6 protein-coding genes are annotated in these 6187 nt (G+C 52.7%); all 6 read left to right on the plus strand.

All coding sequences use genetic code 11. The features are described from left to right. Positions 1-30 precede the first annotated feature (30 nt). The 6 genes from CS369_RS23345 (at position 31) to deoD (ending at position 6084) form a co-directional block, all read left to right on the plus strand. Positions 31-555: an MCP four helix bundle domain-containing protein gene (locus CS369_RS23345; RefSeq protein WP_244664872.1), complete on the plus strand. Its 525-nt coding sequence runs from the start codon at positions 31-33 to the stop codon at positions 553-555. Positions 556-662: 107 nt separating this feature from the next. Next, positions 663-1541, plus strand: a complete 879-nt coding sequence (locus CS369_RS23350; RefSeq protein WP_244664873.1) for a methyl-accepting chemotaxis protein — start codon at positions 663-665, stop codon at positions 1539-1541. Positions 1542-1871: 330 nt separating this feature from the next. Beyond that, positions 1872-2651 carry a deoxyribose-phosphate aldolase gene (deoC, locus tag CS369_RS07725; protein ID WP_196906637.1) on the plus strand — a complete coding sequence of 260 codons (780 nt, stop codon included), beginning with the start codon at positions 1872-1874 and terminating at the stop codon, positions 2649-2651. Between the two features lie 41 nt (positions 2652-2692). Continuing rightward, the gene (deoA, locus tag CS369_RS07730) at positions 2693-4027 is read left to right on the plus strand and encodes a thymidine phosphorylase (RefSeq protein ID WP_196906641.1); all 1335 of its coding nucleotides are present in this window, start codon (positions 2693-2695) and stop codon (positions 4025-4027) included. 63 nt (positions 4028-4090) lie between these two features. Continuing rightward, complete coding sequence (deoB, locus tag CS369_RS07735; protein ID WP_196906638.1) at positions 4091-5314, plus strand: phosphopentomutase; 1224 nt, start codon at positions 4091-4093, stop codon at positions 5312-5314. 50 nt (positions 5315-5364) lie between these two features. Further along, on the plus strand, positions 5365-6084 hold the full coding sequence (deoD, locus tag CS369_RS07740) for a purine-nucleoside phosphorylase (RefSeq protein WP_196906639.1): 720 nt from the start codon (positions 5365-5367) through the stop codon (positions 6082-6084). Positions 6085-6187 lie beyond the last annotated feature (103 nt).

Genomic DNA, 6187 nt, shown 5'->3' on the forward strand with positions numbered 1-6187 from the left:
CTGGTGAATCTTCTATCCAGGGATTTTTATATGAGCATTAAATTAAAATTGATTTCAGTCATGACGTTGATGGCATTACTACTGGGTGTCGTCACGATAATAGGACTGTCGGGTATTAAGTCGATGAAAACCCTGTATAACGACAGGTTGGTTGCATTGGGGTATCTGGCTAACGTCACTCGCCAGACGGACAGCGTGATGTTTGAAATCGCCAGCGTTGATCTGGCTCAGCCAGATAACGTTAGCAATGCACTCAATCAGATTGAGAATGTACTTAAAACCTATAACCAACAATGGACGCTATACAGTAATACCTATCTGACGGGCGAAGAGAAAACGCTGTTTGAAAAATATGCAGCGTTACGTGAAACCTATCATCAGAACGTTATTATTCCTGCTATCAATGCCATAAAGAACCATGACAAATATACGCTGGAAGATATTATTAATCATTCGCTAAAAAAAGAGTATTTGCCGTTACAACAGGTTATCGACCAGTTTATTAAGCTTCAGTCTGACGTCGGCAGTGCACTATATTCTGAATCATCAAAATGATTTTAGCCAGATATTATCAATAGTTGTGATTATATTTTTGGCCGGTGTCTTGATTGTGGCGCTTTCCGGCTGGCGATTGATTATGTTGATTGCCGTTTCCATCAAACATGCGGTGGAATTGGCGAGGAGCGGGTGGCGATCTTACACATCAGGTCGAGATCACGTCGCGTGATGAAATGGGGCAGCTTCAGACGGCATTACAAGAGATGATGCTGAACCTGACCGGCATCGTTAAACGCGTTCACCGCAATGCCGATATCATTGCCATGGCATCCGGCCAGATCAGTAGCGGTAATATTGACCTCTCATCTCGCACCGAGCAACAGGCCAGTTCTTTGGAAGAGACTGCTGCCTCAATGGAGCAAATCACATCGTCGGTGACGCTGAATGCGACCAATACCGCACATGCTAGCCAACTGGCGGTTTCTGCCTCTCAGCAGGCCGTCAAGGGAGGGGACATGATGGTGGAGGTGACTGCCGCGATGGAGCTGATGCTGACATCATCACAGAAAATTACCAACATCATTAACGTGATTGAAGGCATCTCGTTTCAAACTAATATCCTGGCACTTAACGCTGAGGTAGAGGCAGCGAGAGCGGGTGAACAAGGGCGCGGTTTTGCCGTGGTGGCCGGAGAGGTGCGCTCGCTGGCACAGCGCAGCACCAGTGCGGCTAAAGAGATTAATGAGCTCATCAACGCCTCGGTTGAACAAGTAAGCCAAGGCCGCCATGTCGTTAGGAATGCAGGTAATGCCATTCAAGAAGTGGTGGCGGAGATTAAGCAGGTAGCCTCACTGGTGACCGAAATTTCTACCGCCAGCCATGAACAAAGTTTAGGGATTGGGCAAATTAATACGGCGATTTCACAAATGGAGACAGTCACACAGCAGAATGCGGCGTTGGTGAATGAATCCGCCGCCGCAGCCAGTTCGCTGGCCGAGCGTGCAGAAGAGCTCAGCATGGCTGTCGGTGCATTCCGTATCTAACGTCTCGCAAGCTGTTATTCTGCGTAAAACACAGAGTGATGACAAAGTCACTTTACCCCTCGTCATCCTCGGCGAAAGCCGAGGAACTCTGTAAGAATAAACGTGTTTCCTCTGCAAAAGACTCCCTCCTTCGCGGGAATGACGGTGGGTGTAGGGCTATTTGTCACCAACCGCAAACACGTCGCGATTTCTCCTCTCGTCTTATACTTATAGAGCCGTAGTGGAAGAGTGGCTCTCACCGCATTAATGTTGTTTAAATTACATTAAACTTGTTTTTTGTTATTATTCTCACAATAAAGCGTGAAAAACCATAACATACAGGATATTGCTATGACTGACTTAATTGCTGTAGCGCAACGTGCGCTGGGGCTAATGGATTTGACCACCCTGAACGACGATGACACACCAGCGCGGGTGATCGCACTCTGTCAGCAGGCGCGCAGCGCGGCAGGAAACACGGCCGCCATCTGTATTTATCCCCGTTTTATCCCCCTGGCGCGTAAAACGCTGCGTGAGCAGGGCACTCCAGAGATCCGCATTGCGACTGTGACCAACTTCCCTGAAGGCGCTGACGATATTGATATCACCTGCGCGGAAACCCTGGCGGCGATAGCCTATGGTGCTGATGAAGTGGACGTGGTGTTTCCCTATCGTGCATTAATGGCTGGGGACACGGAAACCGGCCATACGCTGGTGGCCGCCTGCCACAAGCTGTGTCAGAAGGCTGGCGTGGTGCTGAAAGTGATTATTGAAAGCGGCGAGTTGAAAACCGATGCCTTGATTCGTCAGGCAAGTGAAATAGCCATCGACGCCGGCGCCGATTTTATTAAAACCTCCACGGGGAAAGTGGCGGTTAACGCAACGCCGCACAGCGCTGAAATCATGCTGCAAACACTCCGTGATAAAAACGTCGGCGATCGCGTGGGCTTCAAAGCCGCAGGCGGTGTGCGCACCGCACAGGATGCGGCGATTTACTTGAAACTGGCTGATGACATCATGGGTGAAGGTTGGGCCGACGCCCGCCACTTCCGCTTTGGCGCATCCGGTCTGTTAGGCGATCTCCTTACCACGTTGGGGCAGAAGGGCGCTCCCTCGTCGTCGGGCTACTGATTGCGTGGTGCATTACGGCAGTTTGATCGGGAGGCATGGCTGTGTTTCTGACTCAGGAAATCATTCGCAACAAGCGTGATGGCAAGACGTTGAGCGAAGATGAAATTCGTTTTTTCATCAATGGAATATGCGATAACAGCGTCTCAGAAGGGCAGATCGCCGCGCTGGCGATGACTATCTGTTTTCGCGATATGACCATGGATGAGCGTGTGGCGCTAAAGCTGGCGATGCGCGATTCGGGCAGCCTATTACACTGGGACGATCTCAACCTGAATGATCCGCTGATGGATAAGCATTCGACGGGCGGCGTAGGCGATGTCACCTCCCTGATGCTGGGGCCGATGGTGGCGGCGTACGGCGGCTATGTGCCAATGATCTCCGGGCGCGGTTTGGGCCACACGGGCGGCACACTGGACAAACTGGAGTCGATACCCGGCCTCAACATTTTCCCGGAAGACGAGCAGTTTCGCGACATTATCCGTCAGGTCGGCGTGGCGATCATCGGGCAAACCCGTTCTCTGGCACCTGCCGATAAGCGTTTTTACGCCACGCGTGATATCACCGCAACGGTCGACTCTATCCCATTGATCACCGCCTCAATACTGTGTAAAAAGCTGGCGGAAGGACTGGATGCGTTGGTGATGGATGTCAAAGTGGGGTCGGGCGCCTTTATGCCCACTTACGCGCTGTCGGAACAGCTGGCGCAATCCATCGTTAGCGTAGCAAACCGAGCGGGTTGCCGCACCACGGCACTGTTAACCGACATGAATCAGGTACTGGCATCGAGTGCGGGTAATGCGTTGGAAGTCCGTGAAGCCGTACGGTTTTTAACGGGTGAGCACCGTAATTCCCGGCTGTATGATGTTACCATGTCGCTTTGCATTGAGATGTTGCTGGCAGGCGGTCTGGCTGAAAACCCTGATGTGGCGCGCCAGCGTCTGCAAGCGGTGCTGGATAATGGACGCGCCGCTGAAGTATTTGGCCGTATGGTGGCAGTCCTGGGTGGGCCAACGGATTTTGTCGAGCAGATGGACGCTTATTTACCGGCAGCCGTGCTCAGTAAACCGGTATTTGCCACCCATAGCGGTGTCGTTACTGCGATGGATACCCGGGCACTCGGCATGGCGGTGGTCGCGCTAGGCGGCGGGCGTCGTCAGGCGGGGGACGCTATCGATCACAGCGTCGGGTTAGACGCCGTGGTGAGCCTGGGCGATAGCGTGGACGCCTCGCGTCCACTGGCGGTGATTCATGCTAACAGTGAAACCGCGTGGCAAGCGGCAGCGCAGGCGGTTCGAGCAGCCATCAGCATAGGTGATGAACCGCCAATAGCCATGCCGATGGTTTATCGCTGTATCGGTGCCGATCAGGCTGATTAACTGCGAGTCACTTAGGCAACATCGAGCAACGCAAACGTCGCTTACGAAAAATGAGAGAAAACAATGAAACGTGCATTTATAATGGTTTTGGATTCATTCGGCATCGGTAGCAGCGCGGATGCGGCGCGTTTTGGCGATGCCGGTTCTGATACCCTTGGTCACATTGCGCAAGCCTGCGCTGAGGGTAAAGCCAATCAAGGTCGTACCGGGCCACTTCATCTGCCGAACTTAACCCGTTTGGGATTGGGCAAGGCGGCGGAAGCCTCTACCGGACATTTCCCTGCGGGGTTGGATGCGAAGGCAGACATCATCGGTGCGTATGCGCATGCCAGTGAAATCTCCTCTGGTAAAGACACGCCGTCAGGCCATTGGGAACTGGCAGGGGTGCCGGTGCTGTTCGATTGGGGCTATTTCAGCGATCAGGAAAACAGTTTCCCGCAGGCATTGCTGGATTTGTTGGTGGAACGGGCCAACCTGCCGGGATATCTGGGGAATTGTCACTCATCCGGCACCGTTATCCTCGAGCAACTGGGTGAAGAGCACATGAAAACCGGGAAACCGATTTTCTATACCTCGGCCGACTCCGTGTTCCAAATCTCCTGTCACGAAGAGACCTTCGGGCTGGACCGGTTGTATGAACTGTGCGAAATCGCGCGCGAGGCCCTTACCGAAGGGGGCTATAACATTGGACGCGTTATCGCTCGCCCCTTTATTGGCGACAAGCCGGAAAACTTCCAGCGCACCGGTAACCGTCACGACTTGGCCGTCGAACCCCCTGCGCCTACCGTACTGAAAAAACTGGTGGATGAAAAAGGCGGGCAGGTGGTTTCCGTTGGCAAGATTGCCGATATCTATGCCCAGGTGGGGATCACCAAGAAGGTCAAAGCGACCGGTATTGATGCGTTATTTGATTCCACGCTGAAAGAGATGGATGCCGCAGGCGACGATACCATCGTGTTTACCAATTTCGTTGATTTTGACTCTTCCTATGGTCACCGACGTGATGTTGCTGGCTATGCAGCGGCGTTGGAACTGTTCGATCGCCGCTTGCCGGAAATGCTGGCACGGGTTAAACAGGGCGATATTCTGATTCTGACCGCCGATCACGGTTGCGATCCCACCTGGCCGGGCACCGATCACACCCGTGAACATGTGCCGGTATTGATCTACGGGCCGACGGTGACGCCGGGTTCGCGCGGGCACCGCACCACGTTTGCTGATGTCGGCCAAACGGTGGCGCACTATTTTGGCGTGTCCGATATGGACTACGGCACCTCGATGCTGTGATCGCCGGTATTTACTGAATTCACACGACGTACTCTATAAGGAATCAAAGAATGGCAACGCCACATATCAATGCGGAAAAAGGGGATTTTGCCGATGTTGTACTGATGCCGGGCGATCCGCTGCGTGCGAAGTACATTGCCGAAACCTTTTTGGAAAATGCCCGTGAAGTCAACAATGTGCGCGATATGCTGGGTTATACCGGCAACTACAAAGGGCGCGCGATTTCGGTGATGGGGCACGGTATGGGTATTCCGTCTTGCTCTATCTATACCAAAGAGCTGATCACGGAATACGATGTGAAAACCATCATTCGTGTTGGCTCCTGCGGTGCGGTGCGCGAGGATGTGAAGTTGTATGACGTGGTGATTGGCATGGGCGCGTGTACGGATTCAAAAGTAAACCGTCTGCGCTTTAAAGATCATGACTTTGCCGCTATTGCCGATTTTGATCTGGTGCGTAATGCGGTGGACGCAGCTCAGGATACAGGTATCACCGTTCGGGTGGGTAACCTGTTCTCTGCTGATCTGTTCTACACGCCAGACCCGCAGATGTTCGACGTGATGGAAAAATACGGCATTCTTGGCGTAGAAATGGAAGCGGCGGGAATTTATGGCGTCGCTGCCGAGTTTGGTGCCAAGGCGTTGGCTATTTGCACTGTCTCTGACCATATTCGCACTGGTGAACAGACCACGTCGCATGAACGCCAAACCGAGTTTAACGACATGATTACTATTGCGCTGGAATCTGTACTGCTGGGCGATCGCCGCTAATCCGATTCGTAACGGTCATAAAAATCTATGGTCATCCCCGTTTTTGCAACACTGATTTTCGATTGATGTTGGGCTTGCTTAAATCTATCCGGCGTCTTTATGG

The organism is Candidatus Symbiopectobacterium sp. 'North America' (assembly GCF_015762685.1).
Taxonomy (GTDB): Bacteria; Pseudomonadota; Gammaproteobacteria; order Enterobacterales; family Enterobacteriaceae; genus Symbiopectobacterium.